The organism is Nocardia sp. NPDC051750, from assembly GCF_044453135.1.
In the GTDB taxonomy this organism is placed as follows: Bacteria; Actinomycetota; Actinomycetes; order Mycobacteriales; family Mycobacteriaceae; genus Nocardia.
Map to the genome: position 1 here is coordinate 1253417 of NZ_JBITCK010000001.1, position 19889 is coordinate 1273305.

The window sequence follows — 19889 nt, forward strand, 5'->3', positions numbered from 1 at the left end:
TCACTGGAAACCCACCGAGAAGTCGTGGCCCCACAGGCTCACCGCGGTGGATTCCCGCGCTGTCCAGCGGTCGTCGTCGACTTCCAGTCCTTCACAGCCGAATTCGATATCGAATCCGCCCGGGGTCTTCATATAGAACGACAGCATCTTGTCGTTGATATGCCGGCCGAGGGTCGCCGACATCTTCACCTTCTTGCGCTGGGCGCGATCCAGGCACAGGCCGACATCGTCGGAGTTCTCCACCTCGACCATCAGGTGCACGATGCCGGTCGGATTGGGCAACGGCATGAACGCCAGCGCGTGATGGCGCGGATTGCAGCCGTAGAACCGCAGCCAGGCCGGGTCCCCGTCCGCCGGGCGGCCCACCAGCTGCGGCGGCAACCGCATCGAATCCCGCAGCCGGAACCCGAGCACATCCTGGTAGAAGGCCTGTGCCGCGGCGTCGTCGGTGCAGGTCAGGACGACGTGTCCGAGGCCCTGTTCCGCGGTGACGAATTTGTGGCCGTAGGGGCTGACGAACCGGCGGCCCAGGTACTGCGCACCGTAGAACGCCTCGAGCGTGTTGTCGGAGGGGTCCTGGAATCGGATCATGCCCTCGACCCGGCGTTCGTCGAGCTCCTCCTTGGTGCCCTCGGTGTAGGAGATGCCCTCCTTCTCGAGGGTCTCCCGGAGCCGTTGCAACGCCGGACCGTCGGTGACCTCCCAGCCGGAGACCAGCAGCCGATCCTGCTCGCCGGGCACGATCACCAGGCGTGCGGCGAAATCGTCCATGCGCAGGTAGAGCGCATCGGGGTTCGCCCCGCTGCCCTCCATCATCCCGAGCACTTTCAGCCCGTACTCGCGCCAAGCCGCCATATCGGTGGCTTCGATCCGCATGTACCCGAGTGCCTTGATACTCATCGCTACTTCTCCTTGACGCCGCTCAGGAAATCAGTTGCCAGCCGGTTGAACTCGGCGAACTTTTCCAACTGCGCCCAGTGCCCGCAACCGCCGAAGACATGCAGTTGCGCGCGCGGGATGTTCTTCAGCGCCACCAGGGCTCCGTCCAGCGGATTCACCCGATCTTCCCGGCCCCAGATCAGCAGGACCGGCTGGCGGAGTTTGTAGGCGTCGCGCCACAGCATGCCTTTTTCGAAATCGGCGCTCGCGAAGGATTTGCCCATGGCGCGGGTGGCGGCCAGGGCTTCCGGAGTGCTCGCCGAGGCGAACCGTTCCTCGATCAATTCGTCGGTGACCAGGGACTGGTCGAACACCATGATCCGGAGGAACGCCTCGAGGTTCTCCCGGGTGGGTTCCATATTGAATTTGCCGAGCAGTTTGACACCCTCGGTGGGATCGGGCGCGAACAGGTTGGTGCTCAGCCCGCCCGGGCCCATCAGGATCAGTTTCCCGGCGCGATCGGGGTAGTCGAGCGCGAACCGCACCGCGGCGCCACCGCCGAGTGAGTTGCCCAGCAGGTGGACACGGCCGGTGATGTCCAGGGTGTCCAGCAGGTCTTTCAGCGCCGAGGAGCTGTGCACGAAGTACTGCGGATGCTCGGTCGGCTTATCGGACTGCCCGTATCCGGGCTGGTCCACCGCGATCACATGGAAATCGCGGGCCAGCACCGGGATGTTGCGGGAGAAGTTCGACCACGACGAAGCGCCCGGTCCGCCGCCGTGCAGCAGCACGATGGTGGGACCGTTACCGACTCCAGCTTCGTGGTAGTGCAGTTTCAGGTCCGGCCGCACCTGCGCGAACTTCGAGGTGGACTCGTAGGTGAGTTCGGCGGTCGAGGTCATCACACCATCCCGTCCGCGACCGGCAGACCGAACTCGTGCGTGCCGTACATGACGTAGGCGCGTTCCGGATCGTTGGAGGCGTGCACCCGGCCGGCGTGCGCGTCCCGCCAGAACCGCTGCAGCGGCGTGCCGTTGACCAGCGCGGTGGCACCGGAGCTCTCGAACAGTTTGTCGATCGAGGCGATGGCCCGGCCGGTCGCACGGACCTGATCGCGCCGGGCGCGGACCCGCAGGTCGAACGGGATTTCCTTACCCTCCAGCAGCAGCGCGTACTCGTCGGCGACATTGCCCGACAGCTGCCGCCACGCGGCGTCGATATCGCTGGACGCCTCGGCGATCCGCACCTTGGTGAACGGATCCTCCTTGGCCTTCTCGCCGGCGTAGGCCGCGCGCAGGCGCTTACCCTGGTGCTCGACATGCGCCTCATAAGCGCCGTAGGCCATTCCGACGATCGGTGCGGAGATGGTGGTGGGATGGATGGTGCCCCACGGCATCTTGTACACGGGATCGGTGTTGCGTTCCAGACCCGGCGATTTCAGATCGTTCATGGTCTTGTAGCTCAGGAAGCGGTGCGTAGGCACGAAGACATCCTTGACCACGAGCGTGTTCGACCCGGTGCCGCGCAGTCCGACCACGTTCCAGACGTCGTCGATCTCGTACTCCGACCGCGGGATCAGGAAGCTGCCGAAATCGACCGGCTTGCCGTTCTTGATCACCGGGCCGCCGACGAAGGTCCAGTCCGCGTGACCTGACCCCGACGACCAGGCCCACGAGCCGCTGACCCGGTAGCCGCCGTCGACCACGGTCCCCGCGCCCATCGGGGCGTAGGAGGAGGAGATCCGCACATCGGTGTTCTCGCCCCACACCTCTTCCTGGGCCTCCTGGCCGAAGAGGGCGATATGCCAGTTGTGCACGCCGATGATGCCGGCGACCCAGCCGGTGGAACCGCAGGCGCTGGCGATCTTGCGGACGGTGTCGTAGAAGACGACCGGATCCGCGGCGTGACCGCCCCACTGCTTCGGCTGCAGCAGCCGGAAGAACCCGGCTTCCTGTAGGTCCTTGATGGATTCTTCGGGGATCTGCCGAAGATCTTCGGCTTCCTGTGCGCGGGCGCGCAGCGTGGGCAATAGCGCTTCGACCCGTTCGGTCACTTCTCGCGTCATCTCCGGCCCTGCTCCTGCCTGGTTGTTTTGCTAACCGGTAGTTATCTGCTCAACGCAGAATTTACTTCTGAGACTAGAACAGGTTCTCGTTCATGTCGAGAACCGGTGTCTGCGTGCTGCGAATATGGGACATGTGCTGGATGTGGTGTGAATCGCTGGCGTTCGGGGCGCCAGTTTTGTAACGTGTTCTAGTACAGCAGGAGGAGGAATCGCGATGGCAGTAACCCCGGCAAGCGGTGGGGCGAAGGTACGGGAGCTCGACGTCGGCTCGACCCCCGACCGGTACGCGCGCGGATGGCATTGCCTGGGCCTGGCGCAGAACTTCCGGGACGGCAAACCGCACTCGGTCCAAGCCTTCGGCACCAAACTCGTGATCTGGGCCGACAGCAACGACGAGCTGCACGTGCTCGACGCGTACTGCCGCCATATGGGCGGTGACCTCAGCATGGGTGAGGTGAAAGGCGACGACATCGCCTGCCCGTTCCACGACTGGCGCTGGGGCGCGAACGGCAAATGCACGTCCATTCCGTACGCCCGGCGTGTGCCGCCGCTGGCCCGGACCCGGCGCTGGACCACCCTGGAACGCAACGGCCAGCTCTTCGTCTGGCACGACCACGAGCGCAACGAGCCGCCGCCCGAAGTGACGATCCCGTACATCGAGGGCCCCTACACCGATGCCGACGGCAACCCGGTCGAGGAACTCGACAGCGGCTGGACGGCGTGGACCTGGAATCAGCTGCTGATCGAGGGCGCGAACTGCCGCGAGATCATCGACAACGTCGTGGATATGGCGCACTTCTTCTATATCCACTTCGCCTTCCCGACCTACTTCAAGAACGTTTTCGAGGGGCATGTCGCCACTCAGTTCCTGGAGACCAAGGGTCGCCCCGACGTCGGACTGGGTGCCAAGTACGCCGGCGATCAGCTGTTGAAATCGGAGGCGTCGTACTTCGGGCCGTCCTACATGATCAACCCGTTGATCAACAGCTACGGCGGCTACGAGATCACCATCAACCTGATCAACTGCCACTACCCGGTGTCGCAGGATTCGTTCATGCTGCAGTGGGGCCTCACCGTCGAGAAGCCGAAGGGCCTCGACGACGAGACGGCGCAGAACCTCGCGCAGACCATGGCCGATTTCTTCGGCGACGGCTTCCTGCAGGACGTGGAGATCTGGAAGCACAAGTCCAAGGTCGAGAACCCGCTGCTCTGCGAGGAGGACGGGCCGGTCTACCAGCTGCGTCGCTGGTACGACCAGTTCTATGTGGACGTTGCGGATGTGACGGACAAGATGACCCAGCGCTTCGAGTTCGAGGTCGATACGACCAAGGCGAACGAGGCCTGGGAGGCCGAGGTCGAAGACAACCTGCGGCGTAAGCGCGAGGAAGAGGCGGCGGCCGCGGCCGAACCGCGTAGTGCCTCGGCGGACGCCGACCAAGCGGAGGCAGGAGTCTGACATGCCGAGCTGGGCGAAAGCACCCGACTTTGCCGACCAGCCCGCGCGGCGGGACGCGGTGCGGGCCCAGACGGTCGTGGACCGGGAACGGTACCTGGAGGAAGGCCTGACACCGCTGCGGTGTCAGGCCTGCCATACCGAGGTGCTGGTCCGCAAGAGCAGTTCCCGGCAGACCTCGGTGCAGTGGACCGGCAATCCTGCGACGCAGTGTCCGGTGTTCGCCGAGCTCAGCGCCAAGGGCTGCGGGCCGGGTCGCCCGGATACCTGCGAACGTTTGCAGAAGACCATCAAATGGGCGGTCGACGAGGGCGTCCTCGACGTCCCGGAGTAGTTCTTCGGTGGCGCGGCCGCGTATTCCGGCCACAGGCTTCGGTCAGGACCGTGCTGACCGAAGCGCCGCACCGCCGCTACCGTAGGGGCCTTTCCGGACCGGATGGGATCCCGATGTACCCCGCCCGATTCGGCCCGAACTGTAACAAGTTCCAATAATATGCCGCCATGCGAATTGCCCGTTCCGCCTGCCGGCTGCTGCCGGTACTCGCCGCCGCGCTCGCGCTCACCGCGATTCCGTCGAGTGCTCAACCCGGCTGGGGACCGATAGGTCCGGCGAACCCCCACCTCGGGCCGCTCGGCACCGCGACCATGCACGGCGACGCCGGATCCTCGGACGTGACACCACTGGCCGGGCCCGGTACGGGCTGGGTGATCCCGTCCGGTGATCCGCTGGCGGCAGCCTGCCCGACCATTCTGCAGGGCTCGGACGGTATGGTCGTCGCCTTGTGCACGGCCATCGTCGACCGCGCGCCGACCGTCTACCTGTTCGACCCCGCGAAGGGCCCTATCGGCCCGCCGGCCGCGAAACTGAGTCTCACCAAAGGCAGCCTGCTCGGTGGTGTCTATGCCTATCTGGACAACGAGAACCGTCTGGTGGTCGTCGACGGGGAACGGCGGCTGCTGCGGATCTCCCACACGCGCGGCAGCGACGGCAAATGGAGTCTGGCAGTTGCGGAGAACACCGACCTGACGGGAGTGATCCCGGAGGGCGACGCGGTCACCGGTCTGGTGCCGGACTGGTCGGGCAATGTCTGGTTCGCCACCGGTGCCGGACTGGTCGGCAAGGTCGGGCGTGGCGGTGCCGTGACCACCCACCAACTCCCGGTCGGTGAGCGGGTGGCCAACAGTATCTCGTCCTCGCCGGACGGGGTCGCGGTCGCGACCACCCACGCGCTCTACGAATTCCGGGCCGGCGATTCGGGAGCGCCGACGGTGCTGTGGCGTGCCCCCTACGATCGAGGTCCGGCACGTAAACCGGGCCAGCTCAGCTGGGGTACCGGCTCGACGCCGACCTACTTCGGGCCCGGCGACGGCACCGAATACCTGACCATCGTCGATAACGCCGACGATCAGGTACACCTGCTGGTCTACCGCGCCGGCACCGGCGAACTCGTCTGCAACCAGCCGGTGCTCACCCAGGGCGGTCCGGGCAGCGAGAATTCCCCCATCGGCATCGGCCGATCGGTCTTCGTCGCCGGCACCTACGGCTATCCCTATCCCACGGTCCCCGACGACGCGGGCCCCGCGGAACCCGCGATCGCCCCGTTCGCCGGCGGGATGACCAGAGTGGATATCGACGCCGATGGCTGCCACACCGTTTGGGACAGCAAGGCCCGCAGCGCCGCAGTCCCGAAACTGTCCGCTGCCGACGGCAATATCTACACAGTCCTCCGCCTCGGACTGGGTCTGACAACTCCGCTGGACGGCTATGCCTACGGCGTCATCGATCCGAATACCGGTGAAGTCACCGCGAAGCACCCGATGTCGGCCACGATCGTTGCCGACACCTTGCAGATGGCCGGCCTCACGACAGCGAGCGGCGAACTGTGGCAGGGCACGATCACCGGCATCATGCGCATCCGCTGAACCGCCCTCATTCGCCGGTCCGGGGGTCCGGCACGACCTCGGGGTCGTCGAAGTAGTGCAGATCCGAGGCGTCGAGGGCCAATTCGGTATCGGCGTATGACTTCGCGGTGCTCTCCATGCTTCGAGGATGATGGTCAAGCGGTCGAAGCGGCCGACCGAATGGCATGTCCGGGAGACATCGAGAAGCTCGGAGACGAACTCAGGGCGTACATGGGCGGGGAGAAGATCAGCCCAGGGGAACGTAGTGGACAACCGTGAGGCGATCCCCGTCTGCATCTCATCGATCGGTAGAGCGAGCAGTTGCGACAACGCCTCGAGTGCGCGTGGTTCGGCTTCCATATCCGCAGCGTTCGATAAACGTGTGCATTTCGCAAGTTCGGTGTTCCGGGTAGCCCGCATCATTCGAGACTGCCGGGCGGCGCGATCCAGAGCTGGGGCTGCCGGGTCACCGCCGCGATATGTTCGAAATCCGCGTCGTAATGCAGTACGACCGCGCCGTGGAACTCCGCCACCGCTGCGGTGAGGAGATCGACAACACCTGCGGCTCGATGCTGCCCCTTTCGGGCCATGAGTTGCTGCACTTCGCGGGCACGATCTGCGATCGTCTCGTTGATGGGCAGGTTCGTATACAGGGTGCGACGGCGCTGTCCGATGTTCTGGAGGTCGGCGAGATTTCGTCCGGAATAGCCGGCCTCCAGGTCGACGGTGACGCACGTGGCGGCAGCGCGATCTGCGATCAACCCGGCAAGCGTTTCGCGGACAACGGGGTGCTTGATACGCGCCGCGGCCGAGGTGTCGACCAGATGCAGGCGAAGTGGCGTGATAGCGCTCATCGCCTGGCCTGTTTCATCACCTCCGGGTCGTTGATATCCTCGCCTAGCCCGAACCCGAAGGGGTCGTTGAGGACTTGCTCGATCCGTTGGCGGCGCTGTGCGACGAACTCCAGGGCCGCGTTCACTGTGTCCTTCTTGCTGGTGGTGCCCAGTTCACGGGCAGCCAGTTCCAATGTTTCGTCGTTGATGTCGATGACAGTCTTCATATATCCCAGGATATGTCTGATATATATTTCTGTCTATCCCGCCGGGCGGTGGCGGACACGGGGACGGTTGGTTCCCGTGCCTGGTCGCCGCCGCCCGGAGCAGTCGCGTCGGGTGTCAGCGGGTGCCGCGTTCTCGGTACATGCGGCGCTGCTGTTTGGCTATGCCGCGCCAGACCTGGTCGCGTTCGGCTTGTAGCCGTTTATCGGTGCGGGCCTGCACCCATGCGTTCTCCCGGGCCAGTTTGCGGTAGCTGTCGAGGCGACGGCGGGTGAGGATGCCCGAGTCGACCGCTTCGCGCACCGCGCAACCCGGTTCGCTGTCGTGGGCGCAGTCGCCGAATCGGCACTGCCGGGCGAATTCCTCGATATCGCTGAAGGTCCGGCCGATGCCTTCGGCGGCATCCCATACGCCCACACCGCGGAGTCCGGGGGTGTCGATGAGAGTTCCGCCGCCGGGAAGCGGGCGCAGTTCCCGGTGCACTGTGGTGTGGCGGCCCTTCTTGTCGGCGGCGCGCACCCGATCGGTGGCGAACACCTCCGCACCCAGCAGGGCATTGGCCAGCGTGGATTTACCGGCGCCCGACGGACCGAGCAGGACGACGGTGCCGTCGAGCGCGGCGGTGAGCACGTCGAGACCGGCGCCGGTTTCCGCGCTGACAGCCAGCACGGTGGAGCCGGGGGCTACCGCGCGCACTTCGTGGAGGGGCAGGTCCTCCGCGACATCGGCCTTCGTGAGGACGACGACCGGCTGGGCGCCACCCTCCCAGGTCAGGGCGAGCATTCGTTCGATCCGCCCCAGATCCACATCGCCGTCGGCGGCCGTGCAGATCAGCACGGTGTCGACATTGGCGGCGAGGACCTGGCTCTCGGAGCGACCGGACGCGGACGAGCGGGCGATCACCGAGCGGCGCGGTAACAGTGCCCGAACGTGCGACCGGGCGTCGAGCGATACCCAGTCGCCGGTGCACAAGCCGCTGGTTTCGGAATCCGAACGCGGGCATATCGCGCGCGCCGGACCGGACGGAGTGACAACATCGCATTCCCCGCGGTCCATCCGCACGATCCGGGCGGGCACGAAACCGGGGTCGATATGCGGCAGATAGTCCTCGGCTACGGCTTCGGTCCAGCCATAGGGGATGAGCAGGTCGTAGTCGACCATGGTGAGAGATTCTTTCGTCGGGCGCCGAACCCGACCGGGTTCAGCGAGGAAGGTTCGGGATGGAGAACTGGGCGGCGACCGGTACGACCGGCCGCGGCACGACAATCCGACCGACTGTCACGCTCTCCACCTCCCTCACGACTCGCTGTCCGGGGCACACTCTCTCACTGTCGCGACGATCCCCGCAACCGAGTTTTGTGCCGCTGAGACCTGACAGCAACCGAAGGCGTGACGAGTGGCCTAACACCTTAGCTAAGGAGGTGGACATGGCCGGCAACGCAGCGGAGCAGTTCAATATCCGATGATCCGACGCTGTCCGACGAACTGAAGGATCGCCTCGACCACGATCCGGATGTGGCTGTCAGTGTTGTTTCGGCGTGGGAGGTCGCCATCAAACAGGCCGGAGGGAAACTCGGCGGCCCGCCCGACCTGCCCGAGCGCATCTGTGACCGCGGTCTGGTCACGCTGCAGATCAGCCCGGACCATGCCATCGCAGCGGGTCGGCTTCCGCTTGTTCACCGCGATCCGTTCGACCGGATGCTGGTGGCTCAGGCGAGCGCGGAAGGGTTGATGCTGGCCACACGCGATCCGTGGTGCCACAAGTACGAGGTTCCGATCCTGTCCGTATGACGCCGAGCCTCGGGCGGGCGCACCACAGCGAACCGGCGGTCAGGTCAGCTGTGGATCACCGGTCGTTTCGGGGTGCCGAAGAGGTGGGCGTCGCCGTGGGCGCGTTTGAAGTAGAGGTGGGCGTCGTGTTCCCAGGTGATGGCTATGCCGCCGTGGAGCTGGATGGTTTCGGCGGCGATGGTGGAGAACGCCTCGGAGCACTGGTGCCGGGCGACCCAGACATCTTCGGCGGCCGATTCGTTGTCTTCGGTGAGGGCGAAGGCGGCGGCCAGGGCGGCGGATTTCGCGGATTCCGCCAGGACGTACATATCGGCCATGCGGTGTTTGAGGGCCTGGAAACTGCCGATTACGCGGCCGAACTGGACCCGCGACTTGGTGTATTCGACTGTCGCCGCCAGGCAGTACTCGGCGGCCCCGACCTGTTCGTTCGCGAGCGCCGCCCAGGCGATCTGCCGGAGGCGTTCGATGGCCGGGCCCGCGTCGGCGGTGCCGAGGCGGCGGGCGGGAGTGCCTGTGAATGTGATGTCGGACAGTGCCCGGGACGGGTCCATGGCCGCTGTCTTCCGGCGCTGTACGCCGGCCGCGGATGGGTCGACTTCGAACAGTCCGGATTCGGTGACCACGATCAGCGTGTCCGCGATGGTTCCGTCGAGGACGTAATGCGCGGTGCCGTCGAGAGTTTCCCCGTCGGCGCGGACACCGAACTCGTCCCAGCCCTGCGCGGAGGCCCAGCAGACCGCGAGGGTGCTGCTGCCCTCGGCGACACCGGGCAGCAGGCGGGTGCAGGCCTCGCTGTCGCCGGACAGCAGCACCGCCTGCGCGCCCAAGACCGCCGAACCGAGCATCGGCACATCGGCCAGCGTCCGGCCGATTTCGCCGACGACAAGCAGGGATTCGACGAGACCGGCGCCGAAACCGCCGTACTCCTCGGGGATCGCCAGCGCGGCCACCCCGACCTGTTCGCACAGCTGTGCCCACAGGTTCGGGTCGTAGCCCAGGTCGGTGTCCATGGCCTGCCGGATACCCGCCCGGGCATCGCGTTTGGCGAGCAGTCCCCGGACCGCCGACACCAGCTCCTGCTGTTCCTCGCTGATCATCTCTTCTCCCGTGTATCGCCGGACGGATTCCGGGGCAGCACATCCGTCCGGCACCGGCCGCTGCCCAGCTGCTGTTCTCAGGTGAGTGCGCCCGACGGATCCGCCGCGGGACCTGCGCGCAGGGCGTCGGCTACTCGGCCGCGGTGCAGGTCCGGGGTGCCCCAGGCGCTGCGCAGGGCGGTGACCCGGGTCAGCCAGAGCGACAGGTCGTATTCGGCGGTGTAGCCGATGGCGCCGTGCACCTGCAGTGCGGACCGGGCGGCCCGGTAGGCAGCGTCGGCGCAGGCGACCGCCGCGGCGGAGATATCGCGGGATCGGGTGGGGGTCGCGGTGGTCAGCGCCGCCCGATACAGCAGGGGTTCGGCGAGATCGAGTCCGATGAAGACATCCGCCAGTTTCTGCTTGATCGCCTGGAACTCGCCGATCGGCCGGCCGAACTGTTTGCGTTGTTTCACATAGTCGGTCGAGGCGTCGAGCAGTGCCTTGCCCGCGCCGAGCAGCTGCGCCGCATTCGCGAGCGCACCGAAATCGAACCCAGCGGCGGTGGCCTCGGCCACCTGAGACCCCTCGGCGATCAGCTCGTCGGACTCGAGCACGAACAGTCGCCGGGCCGGATCGACCGAGCGCACCTGTTCGGCCACGCGGCCCGTGCTCAGGCGTTCGCCGTCGACCAGGAGTACGAGGTCGGATCGGTCGGCGTCCACGGCGATCGCGCGACCACCCCGTCCGGCGAAGCCGATCGTGGCCGACAGCGTGCCGTCAGAAATGCCCGGCAGCCAGCGGCGTGCCGGTTCGGGGTCGGTAGCGGCCAGCGCTTGGAGCAGCGCGGGTATCGCGGCCGCCGATTCCACCAGGGGACCGGGCGCCGCGGCGCGGCCGACCTCGACGAACGCGACCAGCTGGTCGAGCGGTTCGGCGCCGAGGCCGCCGAACTCCTCGGTGATGGTCAGACCCAGCGCACCGGCCGCGGCCAGCTGTTCGATCAGCGCGCGACCCGGTGCGGGATCGTCCGCGCTCCACGCGCGCACGGCGGCGGGCGTCGAACCGGATTCGAATACTTTGCGGATACTGGCACCGAAGTCCCGATGCTCCGGGCTGAGCGCGAATTTCATCGGCTGCCTCCCCTCGGTAGGCCGAGGAGCCGCTCGGCGATGATATTGCGTTGGATTTCGTTGGTGCCGGCATAGATCGGGCCGGACAGTGAGAACAGATAGCCATCGGTCCAGCGGCTCGCCTGCTCGGCTTCGGCGCCCAGCAGGTCGAGCGCGGTTTCGTGCATGGCGATATCGAGTTCGGACCAGAACACCTTGGTGATGGAGGATTCGGCGCCGAGTTTGCCGCCCTCGTTCAGCCGGGTGACGGTGCCGAAGGTGTGCAGCCGGTAGGCCTCGCTGCCGATCCAGGCGTCCACTACGGCGTCGCGGGCCGCAGTGCCGGTGTCGCCCTTTTCGGTCCAAAGCTCGATCAGCCGCTGGGCGGTCGCGCTGAAGCGGCCGGGGCTGCGCAGGGAGAGGCCGCGTTCGTTGCTGGATGTGCTCATCGCGACCCGCCAGCCTTCGTTCGGGGCGCCGATGACATCGCTGTCCGGGACGAAGACATCGTCGAGGAAGATCTCCGCGAACCCGGGTTCGCCGTCCAACTGGGGGATAGGCCGGACGGTGACGCCTTCGGCGGTGAGCGGGAACATCAGGTACGTGAGCCCGCGGTGCCGTTCGGCTTCGGGGTCGCTGCGGAACAGGCCGAAGGCCCAGTCCGCGAACGCCGCCCGCGAGCTCCAGGTTTTCTGGCCGCTGAGCACCCAGCCGCCGTCGGTGCGACGGGCGGTGGAACGGATACCGGCCAGATCGCTACCGGCTTCCGGTTCGGACCACGCCTGCGCCCAGATATCGTCGCCGCGGGCCATTCGCGGCATGATCCGTTCCAGCTGTTCCGGTGTGCCGTGTTCGAAGAGGGTGGGGGCGAGCAGGAAGATACCGTTCTGGCTCACCCGGCCCGGCGCGCCCGCCGCGTAGTACTCCTGCTCGAACAGCACCCATTCCAGCAGTGAGGCATCGCGCCCGCCGAATTCCGCGGGCCAGGAGACCACCGACAGCCGGGCGTCGGCCAGGGTGCGTTCCCAGGCCCGATGGGCCTCGAACCCGGCCTCGGTGTCCATCGAGGGCAGGGGTTCGGCGGGGACGTTCGCGGCCAGGAACTCGCGGACCTCCCGCTGGAATTCCCGGGTGCTGTCGTCGAGATCGAGATCCATCTAGGCTTTCCCGTCTTCCGTTTTCGCGCCGGCCGTACTCGCCTGCGCTTTCATGGTTTTGGCATTCATGCCGCCCAGTGAATCCGCGCCGACCTCGGCATTGTGCGCATGGGCAAAATGGTGCAGGCCGAATACGGAGTCCATACCGGTGCGCATCCCCATGAGGTCTTCGGACTGATTGACCGCTTTCTTGGTCAGTGCCAGGCCGAATTGCGGCATCGCCGAGATCTTCTCCGCCAGCGCCATGGTTTCGGATTCCAATTCCGCGCGCGGAACGACCCGGTTGACCATGCCCCATTCCTTGGCCTGCGCCGCGTCGAAACGGTCGCCGGTGTACAGGAATTCCTTGGCGGCACGCGGGCCCATGACCCACGGGTGAGCGAAATATTCGACGCCCGGAATGCCCATGCGCACCACCGGGTCGGAGAAGAACGCGTCGTCGGACGCGACGATCAGGTCACAGACCCAGGCCAGCATGAGCCCGCCCGCGATACAGGCGCCCTGCACCATGGCGATGGTCGGCTTGGGGATCTCCCGCCACCGGCGGCACATCCCCAGGTACACCTCCGTCTCCCGGGCGAAGCGCTGATCGCCCCCGGGGCGGTCGACATGATCCCACCAGAGAGCGGCCTTGTTCTGATATTTCACGTGATGGTCGCGGCCCGGAGTGCCCAGATCGTGTCCGGCGCTGAAATGTTTCCCGTTACCGGCCAGCACGATGACCTTGACCTCGGGATCCTCCACCGCGCGTTCGAAGGCGGCGTCGATCGCATAGGTCATCACGGAGTTCTGCGCATTGCGGTAGTCCGGCCGGTTCAGGGTGACGACAGCAATAGCGCCCCGGCGCTCGTAGGTCACCACATCGGGTTCGTAGGGAACGCTCCCATTCTCACCAGTGTTGTTCTCGGTGTCGTCGGGCATTACGAATTCTCCTCACGTAACTGGCGTTTGAGCACCTTGCCGGCGGCGTTGTAGGGCAGTTCGTCGCGGAATTCGACGAAACGCGGCACCTTGAAATTGGCCAGCGTCTTGGTGGCGTAGGAGAACACCTGGTCCTCGGTGAGCGACGCACCCGGGGTGCGGACGATGAAGGCCTTGCCCACCTCGCCCATCCTGGTGTCGGGTACCCCGATCACCGCGGAGGTGGCCACGCCGTCCAGGCGGGCGAGGGCCTGTTCTATTTCGGCGGGATAGACATTGAATCCGCCGCTGACGTACATATCCTTGAGCCGATCGGTGATCTTCAGGTAGCCGCGGTCGTCGACCACCCCGATATCGCCGGTGTGCAGCCATCCGTCGGCGTCGATGGTTTCCGCGGTGCTCTTCGGATCGTCGAGATAACCGAGCATCACGTTGGGCCCGCGCAGCAGTACTTCTCCCGCGTCGCTCAACTTCAGCTCGAACCCGGCCATGGGGCGCCCGCTCGTCCCGGCAATGGTTTCGGCGTCGTCGTCGACCCGGCACATGGTGCCGAAACCGGTGGATTCGGAGAGACCGTAGGCGGTGAGCACCACATCGAAATCCAGTTCCGCGCGCATCCGTTCGATCAGCACGACCGGTACCTGCGCCGCGCCGGTGATCGCGACCCGCAGACCGCTGAGGTCGAATTCGCTGCGTTCCGGGAAATCCAGAATCGTCTGGTAGATGGTGGGCGGGCCGGGCAGGACGGTGATCTTCTCCTGATCGATCAGGCGCATGGTGGTCGGCACATCGAACACGATCTGCGGAATCATGGTCGCCCCGGTCAGCACGCAGGCGACGATCCCCGCCTTGTAGCCGAAGCTGTGAAAGAACGGGTTCACGATCAGGTAGTTGTCGGTGCTGTTCAGAGTGGCGCATTCGGTCCAGCCGCGGACCGCCGAGAGCGTCTGCCGGTGCGCGATGAGCACACCCTTGCTGCGGCCGGTCGTGCCCGAGGTGAACAGGATGTCGGACAGCTCGTCACCCGTGATCGATTCGGCGCGTCCGAGGGCTTGCTCCCGCGTCACCGACGCTCCGGTTACGGCCAGATCGGCCCAGTTCAGGGCATCGGAGGCCGGTTCCTGTGGGCCTTCGACCGGAAGTACCACGACCGTGTCGATCCGCAGGTCCGGTGCGGTCGCGCGCAGTTCGGCGAGGCGGTCGCGTTTCAGGAACGTGCCGGCGATGAAGAGTGCCTTGGCATCCACCCGGCGCAGCACATCGACGACTTCGTCGGCGACGTAGCGGGTGTTGAGGGGGACCAGCGTCGCCCCGGCGTAGTGCGCGCCCAGCGCGGCGACCACCCAGTGCCAGGTGTTCGGCGACCAGATCGCCACCCGGTCGCCGACCTGGATGCCGCGGGCCAGCAGTGCCCGCGCCACGTCCTGGACCTGTTCGAGCAGTTCGGTCCAGTCGAGCCGGACGGGGCCGTCGGCCAGCGCGGGCGCCGTGCCGAAGTTTTGGGCGGCGGCGTGCAGGGCCGCGGGGATGGTCTGTGCCACCGGCGGTGTGTGCGCAGGGGTTGTCACGGGTGTCCTCATAGTCGTGCGGCCGGGTGCGGTGCGCGCGGTCTCGAGCGGAGTCTACAAAGCAAGTGCTTGGTAGGTTATCCTACCGGCGTGGGTGCTATCCAGACCTCAGAATCCGGTACCGGTCCCGACGGCGGTCGGCAATCAGCCGAACCGGCCCCAGGGCCGCGTGTCGCCGGCCCGGCCGAGCCGCGTGATGATGCCGCGGCGACGTCGCGTATCGCTGTCGAGCGGACCAGCGTGGCCGCGCTGAGCGACGGTGAATTCACCGCGCAGGTCCGCGGCTGGCTCGACGAACAGCTGGGCGGTGAGTTCCGGGAACTGCGCGGACTCGGCGGACCGGGTCGTGAGCACGAGGCGTTCGACGAACGCCTGGAATGGGACCGCGCCCTGGCCGCCGCGGGCTGGACCTGCCTCGGCTGGCCCGTCGAATACGGGGGCCGGGCGGCGAGCGTGCGCCAGCAGATCATCTTCCACGAGGAATACGCCAAGGCGAACGCGCCGGCCCGCGTTTCCCATGTCGGCGAGGAACTACTCGGCCCGACCCTGCTGGCCTTCGGCACCGACGCCCAGCGCGACCGGTTCCTGCCGGGTATCCGCACGGTCACCGAACTGTGGTGCCAGGGCTACTCCGAACCGGGCGCCGGCTCCGACCTGGCCGCGGTCTCGACCTCGGCCCGGCTCGATGACGATGGATGGTCGATCAACGGCCAGAAGATCTGGACCTCACTGGCACATGTGGCCGACTGGTGTTTCGCGGTATGCCGCACCGAACCCGGTTCGAAACGCCACAAAGGACTGTCCTACTTACTGGTCCCGATGGACCAGCCGGGAATCGAGGTCCGGCCCATCGTGCAGCTCACCGGAACCTCCGAATTCAACGAGGTGTTCTTCGACAACGCCCGTACCGAGGCCGATCTCGTGGTCGGCGAACCGGGTGACGGCTGGCGGGTCGCCATGGGCACGCTGAATGTCGAACGCGGTATCTCCACCCTCGGGCAGCAGATCCGCTTCGCCCGGGAACTGGCGGCCATCGAAGAGCTGGCCCGCGATTCCGGCGCACTCGACGATCCGCTGCTGGCGGACAAGGTGGACCGGGCGTGGGTGGGCCTGCGGGTGCTGCGCGCCCATGCTATGCGGACGATGGCCGAAACCGCCGACGACGGCGGCCAGGCATCGGTGGGCAAACTGCTCTGGGCGAACTGGCATCGCGGTCTCGGCGAACTCGCCATGGCGGTGCGCGGTGCCGCCGGACTGGTCGCCGCCGACGGCGATCTCGACGAATGGCAGCGGCTGTACCTGTTCACCCGCGCCGATACGATCTACGGAGGTTCGAACGAAGTGCAGCGCAACATCATCTCCGAGCGGGTGCTCGGACTCCCCCGGGAGGCCCGGCAGTGAGCGGCCCCCTGTCCATCGCCCCGCAGCAGACCCCCGGCCACGGGCTGCTCACCGGACGCCGGGCCGTCGTCACCGCGGCCGCGGGTACCGGGATCGGTTCCGCCACGGCCCGCCGGCTGCTGAACGAGGGCGCCGACGTGGTGGTATCCGACTGGCACGAACGGCGTTTGGAAGCGACCCGGGTCGAGCTGTCCGAGGAATTCGCCGATCGCAAGGTGCACGCCCTCGTCTGTGATGTGACCAGCACCGCGCAGGTCGACGAGCTCGTCCGCGGATCCGCCGCCGCGCTGGGCGGGGTCGATATCTTCGTCAACAATGCCGGGCTCGGCGGGGAGACGCCGGTCGTCGATATGACCGACGAGCAGTGGGACCGGGTCCTGGATATCACCCTCAACGGCACGTTCCGCTGTACCCGGGCCGCGCTGAACTACTTCCGCGAGGCGAAGCACGGTGGCGTGATCGTCAACAATGCCAGCGTGCTGGGCTGGCGCGCCCAGTACGGGCAGGCCCACTACGCTGCCGCCAAGGCCGGGGTGATGGCCCTGACCAGGTGCAGCGCGGTCGAGGCGGCCGAGCTCGGGGTCCGGATCAATGCGGTGTCGCCGAGTATCGCCCGGCATGCCTTCCTGGACAAGGTCAGTTCCAGTGAATTGCTCGACAGTCTCTCCGAGCGGGAGGCTTTCGGCCGCGCGGCCGAACCGTGGGAGGTGGCCGCCACGATCGCCATGCTCGCCAGCGACTACACCACCTACCTCACCGGCGAGGTGGTGTCGATCAGCAGCCAGCGCGCGTAGGCCGGATCACCGGCCCGGCACGTTCGTTGCCGGGCCTGCCGGGTCGCCGTGTGGCAGACCCGTTCAGGCCTTGGTGAGCGCGAATATGCGCAGATCGCGGGTGGTCCGCTCGCGGTAGACGGAATATGCGCTCACCAGATCGACGAACTGCCGGAAGATTTCTTCTTTCGCCGGTCCTTCGACCGGCGTGGCGGTCACGGGGATGCGCTCGCCCGCGATCGCCACGGTCGCGCGGGGTTCGGCGAGCAGGTTGGCACTCCAGGCCGGATGCCGGGTCTGGCCGAAATTGCTGCCGATGACGTACAGGGTGTCGCCGCCGTGCACGTACAGCAACGGCTGGGTGCGCGGCTGCCCGGATTTGCGTCCGGTGGTGGTGAGCAGGATGACGGGTGCGCCGATCGGGCCCAGCACCGTGTACTTGGCGCCCGTACGTTCCAGCAACCGGCGGTCCAGCGGGGTGAGTGTGCGGATCACCCACGACCCCGGCGCGGTGGCTGCGAACTTGCCGGCGATACGGGACAGCGGGTTGTCCCGTGAACCCCACTGCCACTGCGGGAAAGGCGTCGTCATGGGCCGGAATATACCGGCGGACGCCAGGCGCTTCCGTGTTTCGACCTTCTCCCCGGCAGTCGGCGCCGTCACAGATATGCGAACTGAGTCGCGATCACAGGTGAATCCTCGAGGCCGCGGAACCGGGTCCCGGTATCGCGCGTCCAACTGATCGGAAAGTAGTGCGGAAGCGCTTTTCCGCTATTCGGGCCCGGCGGGTCCGGCTCCGATTAGAGGGGGGAGCCGGAAACGCCGGGCCCGATTCGTATCCGGTGACCATGGACCCAAGCAAATGCTTGGTTGTATTATGGCGGGGTGACCGCACCCGACCCTTCGAAATCGGCCCGGCGAACCGAACTCCTCGACTTGGCGGCCGAGCTGTTCGCCGAGCGGGGCGTGCGCTCCACCACGGTGCGAGATATCGCCGACGCCGCCGGCATCCTCTCCGGCAGCCTCTACCACCACTTCTCCTCGAAAGAGGGGATGGTAGACGAGATCCTGCGCGGGTTCCTGGACGATCTCTTCGGCCGCTACCGCGAGATCGTGACCGCCGGTCTGAGCGCCCGCGCCACGCTGGAGGCCCTGGTGCTGGCTTCCTACGAATCGTTCGACCGCTCCCATGCCGCGGTCGCCATCTACCAATCCGAGGCCAAACGGCTGCGTTCGGCCGAGCGGTTCGCCTATATCGACGACTACAACCGGGAATTCAAGGATCTGTGGCGGCGGGTGCTCGCCAGCGGTGTCTCCGACGGTAGCTTCCGCGCCGAACTCGATATCGATCTGGCCTATCGCTTCCTGCGCGACACGGTCTGGGTGGCTGTTCGCTGGTACCAGCCGGGTGGCGGATCGGTCACCGTCGACGCTCTCGCCAAGCAATACCTCACCATCGTGCTCGACGGGCTCACCGTGCCGGGCCACACCGATTAGGAGACAATCCCATGGCTACAGCTGCCCGCCGCCCCTACGCACCGCTGCGTGAGGCGTATGTGATCGACGCGGTGCGCACCCCGATCGGCAAGCGCGGTGGTGCGCTGGCCGGAGTGCATCCCGCCGACCTCGGCGCGGCCGCGCTGCAGGGCCTGCTGTCGCGTAACCCGGTCGATCCGGCGAACGTCGACGATGTGATCGTCGGCTGCGTCGACAATGTCGGCCCGCAGGCCGGGAATATCGGCCGGACGATGTGGCTGGCCGCCGGATATCCGGAGGAAGTTCCTGGGGTCACCGTCGACCGGCAGTGCGGGTCCAGTCAGCAGGCGATCAACTTCGGCGCTCAGGCGATCATGAGCGGTACGGCGGAGATGATCGTGGCCGGCGGTGTGCAGAACATGAGCGCCATCCCGATCTCCGCGGCCATGCTGGCCGGTAAGGAATACGGTTTCGATTCCCCGTTCGTCGGTTCGACGGGCTGGGACCACCGGTACGGCACCGGTGAGGTGTCCCAGTTCCGTGGCGCCCAGATGATCGCCGAGAAGTGGGGGATCAGCCGCGAGGATATGGAACGCTGGGCACTGCGCAGCCACGACCGGGCCCGCGCCGCAATCAAAGACGGCCGGTTCGACAAGGAGATCGTCCCGGTGGGAGATTTCTGGATCGACCAGGGTCCGCGGGAAACCAGCCTGGAGAAGATGGCCTCGCTGCCCGCGCTGGAAGAGGGCAGCCCTCTTACCGCCGCCGTCGCTTCGCAGATCTCCGATGGCGCCAGCGCTACGCTGCTGGCCTCGGACTGGGCGGTGCAGGAATACGGCCTGACCCCGCGTGCCCGGATCATCCATGTCAGCGCTCGCGGCGCCGATCCGCTCTACATGCTCACCGCGCCGATTCCGGCGACCAAGTGGGCGCTGGAGAAAACCGGTCTGACCATCGACGATATCGACGCGATCGAGATCAACGAGGCCTTCGCGCCGGTGGTGCTGGCCTGGTTGAAGGAGACCGGGGCCGATCCGGAGAAAGTGAATGTGAACGGCGGGGCGATCGCGCTGGGTCATCCGCTGGGCGCGACGGGGGCCAAGTTGTTCGCGACGCTGCTCAACGAACTGGAGCGGATCAACGGCCGCTACGGCCTGCTCACCATCTGCGAGGGCGGCGGGACGGCGAACGCGACCATCATCGAACGGATCGAACGCTAGATCACCGCACGGAGGTATCGCCGGTCACGATCCGGCG

General features: G+C 66.6%; 20 protein-coding genes. 8 read left to right on the top strand and 12 right to left on the bottom strand.

The window, feature by feature from the left end:
• Genes hsaC through hsaA form a run of 3 tightly spaced genes read right to left on the bottom strand, consistent with a single transcriptional unit; the run spans position 1 to position 2944 of the window.
• Complete coding sequence (hsaC, locus tag ACIA75_RS05500; protein ID WP_397100183.1) at positions 1–900, bottom strand: iron-dependent extradiol dioxygenase HsaC; 900 nt, start codon at positions 898–900, stop codon at positions 1–3.
• Positions 901–902: 2 nt separating this feature from the next.
• Entirely contained in the window at positions 903–1781 is an 879-nt protein-coding gene (hsaD, locus tag ACIA75_RS05505; protein ID WP_397100186.1) for a 4,5:9,10-diseco-3-hydroxy-5,9,17-trioxoandrosta-1(10),2-diene-4-oate hydrolase, read from the bottom strand.
• Positions 1781–2944 carry a 3-hydroxy-9,10-secoandrosta-1,3,5(10)-triene-9,17-dione monooxygenase oxygenase subunit gene (gene hsaA / locus ACIA75_RS05510; RefSeq protein WP_397100188.1) on the bottom strand — a complete coding sequence of 388 codons (1164 nt, stop codon included), beginning with the start codon at positions 2942–2944 and terminating at the stop codon, positions 1781–1783. Before hsaA ends, hsaD begins: the two co-directional genes overlap by 1 nt.
• Before the next feature lie 214 nt (positions 2945–3158).
• On the opposite strand from hsaA, the gene ACIA75_RS05515 reads away from it, so the two are divergent.
• The 3 genes from ACIA75_RS05515 to ACIA75_RS05525 all read left to right on the top strand — a co-directional run bounded on the left by ACIA75_RS05515 (position 3159) and on the right by ACIA75_RS05525 (position 6320).
• Positions 3159–4400: a Rieske 2Fe-2S domain-containing protein gene (locus tag ACIA75_RS05515; protein WP_397100190.1), complete on the top strand. Its 1242-nt coding sequence runs from the start codon at positions 3159–3161 to the stop codon at positions 4398–4400.
• A gap of 1 nt (position 4401) precedes the next feature.
• Positions 4402–4731, top strand: coding sequence for a hypothetical protein (locus ACIA75_RS05520; protein ID WP_397100192.1), 330 nt, complete (start codon positions 4402–4404; stop codon positions 4729–4731).
• A gap of 167 nt (positions 4732–4898) precedes the next feature.
• Positions 4899–6320 (top strand): hypothetical protein, encoded by a 1422-nt coding sequence (locus ACIA75_RS05525; RefSeq protein WP_397100194.1) that lies wholly within the window; start codon positions 4899–4901, stop codon positions 6318–6320.
• A gap of 398 nt (positions 6321–6718) precedes the next feature.
• Here the strand turns inward: ACIA75_RS05525 and ACIA75_RS05530 are convergent, their stop codons facing one another.
• The 3 genes from ACIA75_RS05530 to rsgA form a co-directional block, all read right to left on the bottom strand.
• Positions 6719–7153, bottom strand: a complete 435-nt coding sequence (locus tag ACIA75_RS05530; protein ID WP_397100196.1) for a PIN domain nuclease — start codon at positions 7151–7153, stop codon at positions 6719–6721.
• Positions 7150–7359, bottom strand: coding sequence for a type II toxin-antitoxin system VapB family antitoxin (locus tag ACIA75_RS05535; protein ID WP_397100198.1), 210 nt, complete (start codon positions 7357–7359; stop codon positions 7150–7152). Before ACIA75_RS05535 ends, ACIA75_RS05530 begins: the two co-directional genes overlap by 4 nt.
• A gap of 115 nt (positions 7360–7474) precedes the next feature.
• Entirely contained in the window at positions 7475–8518 is a 1044-nt protein-coding gene (gene rsgA / locus ACIA75_RS05540) for a ribosome small subunit-dependent GTPase A (RefSeq protein WP_397100200.1), read from the bottom strand.
• A 312-nt stretch (positions 8519–8830) separates the two neighbouring features.
• Between rsgA and ACIA75_RS05545 the strand changes: the two genes are divergently transcribed.
• Positions 8831–9148 (top strand): type II toxin-antitoxin system VapC family toxin, encoded by a 318-nt coding sequence (locus ACIA75_RS05545; RefSeq protein ID WP_397100968.1) that lies wholly within the window; start codon positions 8831–8833, stop codon positions 9146–9148.
• Positions 9149–9192: 44 nt separating this feature from the next.
• Here ACIA75_RS05545 and ACIA75_RS05550 read toward each other — a convergent pair whose 3' ends face one another.
• From ACIA75_RS05550 to ACIA75_RS05570, 5 genes are all read right to left on the bottom strand, one after another.
• Positions 9193–10245 carry an acyl-CoA dehydrogenase family protein gene (locus ACIA75_RS05550; protein ID WP_397100205.1) on the bottom strand — a complete coding sequence of 351 codons (1053 nt, stop codon included), beginning with the start codon at positions 10243–10245 and terminating at the stop codon, positions 9193–9195.
• A 77-nt stretch (positions 10246–10322) separates the two neighbouring features.
• A complete protein-coding gene (locus ACIA75_RS05555; RefSeq protein WP_397100207.1) occupies positions 10323–11357 on the bottom strand; it encodes an acyl-CoA dehydrogenase family protein in 1035 nt (344 codons plus the stop codon).
• Positions 11354–12493, bottom strand: a complete 1140-nt coding sequence (locus tag ACIA75_RS05560) for an acyl-CoA dehydrogenase family protein (RefSeq protein ID WP_397100209.1) — start codon at positions 12491–12493, stop codon at positions 11354–11356. The genes ACIA75_RS05555 and ACIA75_RS05560 overlap by 4 nt, the downstream gene beginning before the upstream one ends.
• Positions 12494–13414, bottom strand: a complete 921-nt coding sequence (locus ACIA75_RS05565) for an enoyl-CoA hydratase (protein ID WP_397100212.1) — start codon at positions 13412–13414, stop codon at positions 12494–12496.
• Positions 13414–14982: a FadD3 family acyl-CoA ligase gene (locus tag ACIA75_RS05570; protein ID WP_397100214.1), complete on the bottom strand. Its 1569-nt coding sequence runs from the start codon at positions 14980–14982 to the stop codon at positions 13414–13416. Before ACIA75_RS05570 ends, ACIA75_RS05565 begins: the two co-directional genes overlap by 1 nt.
• Positions 14983–15231: 249 nt before the next feature.
• Here ACIA75_RS05570 and ACIA75_RS05575 point away from each other — a divergent pair, with 249 nt between their 5' ends.
• Entirely contained in the window at positions 15232–16383 is a 1152-nt protein-coding gene (locus ACIA75_RS05575; protein WP_397100970.1) for an acyl-CoA dehydrogenase family protein, read from the top strand.
• Positions 16380–17177, top strand: coding sequence for an SDR family oxidoreductase (locus ACIA75_RS05580; protein ID WP_397100216.1), 798 nt, complete (start codon positions 16380–16382; stop codon positions 17175–17177). Before ACIA75_RS05575 ends, ACIA75_RS05580 begins: the two co-directional genes overlap by 4 nt.
• Positions 17178–17240: 63 nt before the next feature.
• Here the strand turns inward: ACIA75_RS05580 and ACIA75_RS05585 are convergent, their stop codons facing one another.
• Positions 17241–17747 carry a nitroreductase/quinone reductase family protein gene (locus ACIA75_RS05585; protein WP_397100219.1) on the bottom strand — a complete coding sequence of 169 codons (507 nt, stop codon included), beginning with the start codon at positions 17745–17747 and terminating at the stop codon, positions 17241–17243.
• A 294-nt stretch (positions 17748–18041) separates the two neighbouring features.
• On the opposite strand from ACIA75_RS05585, the gene ACIA75_RS05590 reads away from it, so the two are divergent.
• On the top strand, positions 18042–18653 hold the full coding sequence (locus ACIA75_RS05590; RefSeq protein ID WP_397100221.1) for a TetR/AcrR family transcriptional regulator: 612 nt from the start codon (positions 18042–18044) through the stop codon (positions 18651–18653).
• A gap of 44 nt (positions 18654–18697) precedes the next feature.
• The gene (locus ACIA75_RS05595; protein WP_397100972.1) at positions 18698–19852 is read left to right on the top strand and encodes an acetyl-CoA C-acetyltransferase; all 1155 of its coding nucleotides are present in this window, start codon (positions 18698–18700) and stop codon (positions 19850–19852) included.
• The last annotated feature ends 37 nt before the right edge of the window (positions 19853–19889 follow it).

Bases quoted from the DNA above. Each gene is read 5' to 3' on its own strand.
- ACIA75_RS05535 (WP_397100198.1), bottom strand. From the start codon at position 7,359: ATGAAGACTGTCATCGACATCAACGACGAAACATTGGAACTGGCTGCC.
- ACIA75_RS05520 (WP_397100192.1), top strand. From the start codon at position 4,402: ATGCCGAGCTGGGCGAAAGCACCCGACTTTGCCGACCAGCCCGCGCGG.
- ACIA75_RS05565 (WP_397100212.1), bottom strand. From the start codon at position 13,414: ATGCCCGACGACACCGAGAACAACACTGGTGAGAATGGGAGCGTTCCC.
- rsgA (WP_397100200.1), bottom strand. From the start codon at position 8,518: ATGGTCGACTACGACCTGCTCATCCCCTATGGCTGGACCGAAGCCGTA.
- hsaD (WP_397100186.1), bottom strand. From the start codon at position 1,781: ATGACCTCGACCGCCGAACTCACCTACGAGTCCACCTCGAAGTTCGCG.
- hsaA (WP_397100188.1), bottom strand. From the start codon at position 2,944: ATGACGCGAGAAGTGACCGAACGGGTCGAAGCGCTATTGCCCACGCTG.
- ACIA75_RS05560 (WP_397100209.1), bottom strand. From the start codon at position 12,493: ATGGATCTCGATCTCGACGACAGCACCCGGGAATTCCAGCGGGAGGTC.
- ACIA75_RS05585 (WP_397100219.1), bottom strand. From the start codon at position 17,747: ATGACGACGCCTTTCCCGCAGTGGCAGTGGGGTTCACGGGACAACCCG.
- ACIA75_RS05555 (WP_397100207.1), bottom strand. From the start codon at position 11,357: ATGAAATTCGCGCTCAGCCCGGAGCATCGGGACTTCGGTGCCAGTATC.
- ACIA75_RS05550 (WP_397100205.1), bottom strand. From the start codon at position 10,245: ATGATCAGCGAGGAACAGCAGGAGCTGGTGTCGGCGGTCCGGGGACTG.
- hsaC (WP_397100183.1), bottom strand. From the start codon at position 900: ATGAGTATCAAGGCACTCGGGTACATGCGGATCGAAGCCACCGATATG.
- ACIA75_RS05525 (WP_397100194.1), top strand. From the start codon at position 4,899: ATGCGAATTGCCCGTTCCGCCTGCCGGCTGCTGCCGGTACTCGCCGCC.
- ACIA75_RS05530 (WP_397100196.1), bottom strand. From the start codon at position 7,153: ATGAGCGCTATCACGCCACTTCGCCTGCATCTGGTCGACACCTCGGCC.
- ACIA75_RS05515 (WP_397100190.1), top strand. From the start codon at position 3,159: ATGGCAGTAACCCCGGCAAGCGGTGGGGCGAAGGTACGGGAGCTCGAC.